At 53.8% G+C, this 2,260-nt stretch carries 2 protein-coding genes; one reads left to right on the forward strand and one right to left on the reverse strand.

All coding sequences use genetic code 11. From position 1 onward, the window contains the following. Positions 1 to 431 precede the first annotated feature (431 nt). Positions 432 to 2,042 carry a DUF5906 domain-containing protein gene (locus KUW17_RS23130; protein WP_222482646.1) on the forward strand — a complete coding sequence of 537 codons (1,611 nt, stop codon included), beginning with the start codon at positions 432 to 434 and terminating at the stop codon, positions 2,040 to 2,042. A gap of 32 nt (positions 2,043 to 2,074) precedes the next feature. Here the strand turns inward: KUW17_RS23130 and KUW17_RS23135 are convergent. Beyond that, the coding region (locus KUW17_RS23135; protein ID WP_222482647.1) for a hypothetical protein at positions 2,075 to 2,260 on the reverse strand (186 nt) is incomplete at its 5' end.

The raw sequence follows: 2,260 nt of genomic DNA on the forward strand, positions 1-2,260 counted from the left end.
GACGGTGTTCGCACCTTATGACAGAAATCCCGCTTACGATGGTGCGGACCACGTTCTGGTGACGCCGATTGCAGCACAGTGGGGAGCGCATATTGCGACGTTCCTTTCACTCAGCTTCGGTCGTCGCCATAGGTGGGAAACATCCAACGTCTACATTCAGAGAAAACTAAGGTCTCGGACAGCTGGCAATTGCATTGCTAGTGGAATGTAGGCGTTGGCTATTGGTGCATCAACATCAGCTAGCCATCACTCCCCCTCATCCATGTTGTTTTGGGAAGAACGCGACGCAAGGTCGGCGGTCTTAGGCCTTCATTGTTTCAACACGCTGCTCATGACCGCACTCGGCTGCAGTCATTTTCGAGAAAGGAGGCTCAATCGAGCAGCGCTGAACCCTAACCAATGAAGTTCGAAGAGAACAAAGGAGCATGTGTATGAGCGAAAGCTTGAACGATATCTTCAAAGGAGCGACTCACAATCGCCCTCTAGACCGTCCAACTCGGCGGAAGAAAAAGCTGCCTGGCGCGGCCTCTAAAGAGGGGCGCGAAGAACAGGTAATTGAGGTGGTGGAAGAGTCTGCTGACGGGATTATTGCATCTTCCCGTGCGGCTAACGATACCAATGACCGGGATACTGCTGCGACTTCGACCACTGAAACGGAAGTGGTTGAAGAAACTGATGAGCAGCCGGAAGAGGACAATCCACACGAGGTAGCGAAAGCAACCTTGTGCATGGACCTCGCGAGCAAGTTTGTTCGCAAAGAGGGGCGCTTCTATCGGATTGAGGACCCGAGCTGTTCCATGTCAGCAACGGACCTGAAGCGTGTCTATGCTGTCGATCTCCCGGAAACTTTTCCGGGCATCGAAATGACAAATGAGCTTTGGCGCGATGTCGTTCAGCATGCTGTGGAAGAGGTTCATTCTGACCGGTCTCAGACTATTGCAGTCTGGGATGGCAGAGTGGAGTGCAACCCGGGCCTGTCTGAAGGGGTGATCTGGCATAAGGGCTCAGCAACTGTAAACTCGTGGGTCAAGCCAGCCTACAGGGTGCTTGGTGTCCAGGAGGCTGATAGTGCCTTGTTCGATGAGCTTCTTGAGCGGATCTTCGTGCAGCCTACCGATCGGGGCTACTTCAAAGATTGGCTTTCTTGGGGCCTTCAGAACGAGCATCTAAAGCCTGGCTGGGCGTTCTTGCTGTATTCCCAGAACAAGGGAACCGGCAAGAGCTCACTGCTGCAAACTGCCAGCCAACTATTCGGAGCCAAGAACTCTATCACGGTCAATGGCCTTCAGAAGCTGACGTCTCGGTTCAACCAAACCACGATGGCTAAGAAGTTTGTTGGCTGTGAAGAGGTGAAATTGAAACCTGGCACGGACGCAGGCAACGCCATCAAGGCACTGATCACCGAAAGTAGAGTCGCGGTGGAAGGCAAAGGAAAGGAGGTCACTCAAGTAAACAACTTCACGTCATACGTGATGACTACGAACCACTACCCGCACTGGATCGAACCTGACGATCGCCGTTGGTATGTTGCCGACGCCAATCACTCTGGGCACGCCTCCGGTCCAGATGCGGAGGACTTCCAGTCCTTCATGACCCATTTCCACGAGCAGATGTCTCGGCGGGAAGTGCTGGCTCGTCTGTATAACGCCCTCCTGGAGCACAGGCAGTCGAACAGCTTTAACCCGCGGTCTATGAACATGGCGGCAATTGATACCCCTATTATGCGGCGTCTCTCAGCGGGTGCCGGGGAAGTGCTGCAGCAGGAGCTTGTTGAACTTCTCGCTGGCCGGGAGTTGCGGGCGGTTGCTCAGACGACATTGCGAAGGCTGTTCACCGTGGAGCTGAAGGCCAACCCGAACCGTATCACTCACTTCATGAATGAGCTTGGTTGGCATGCAGAAAAGGTCAAATGGGGTGGAGCTGACTATGCCCGCGTGGTGTGGGTTCATCCTGATTACCAGGTCGCGAATGGCCGGGTGATTGGGCCGGACGGTTATGACCAGCCAATAGATAAAGGTGAAGATGGAGTGGAAATCATATGAGGGCACCTGTCAGGTTTACCGCGCGTGATCGGTCAATGGTTTGGTATCAGGACATCCTGGACAACCATCTGGATCAGGCAATGCTGCGGGTAGAGGAAGTGCTGAACAGCGCTGAGAGAGATGATGACGGTTGCTTGGTTACGCCGACCAAGGAGCCTAGGAAGCTGCGATTCAATGGAGGTCAGGACCGTGCTTATCGGTTTGTTTACTGTATTACT

Source organism: Leisingera aquaemixtae (genome assembly GCF_019801145.1).
Taxonomy (GTDB): domain Bacteria; phylum Pseudomonadota; class Alphaproteobacteria; order Rhodobacterales; family Rhodobacteraceae; genus Leisingera; species Leisingera aquaemixtae_A.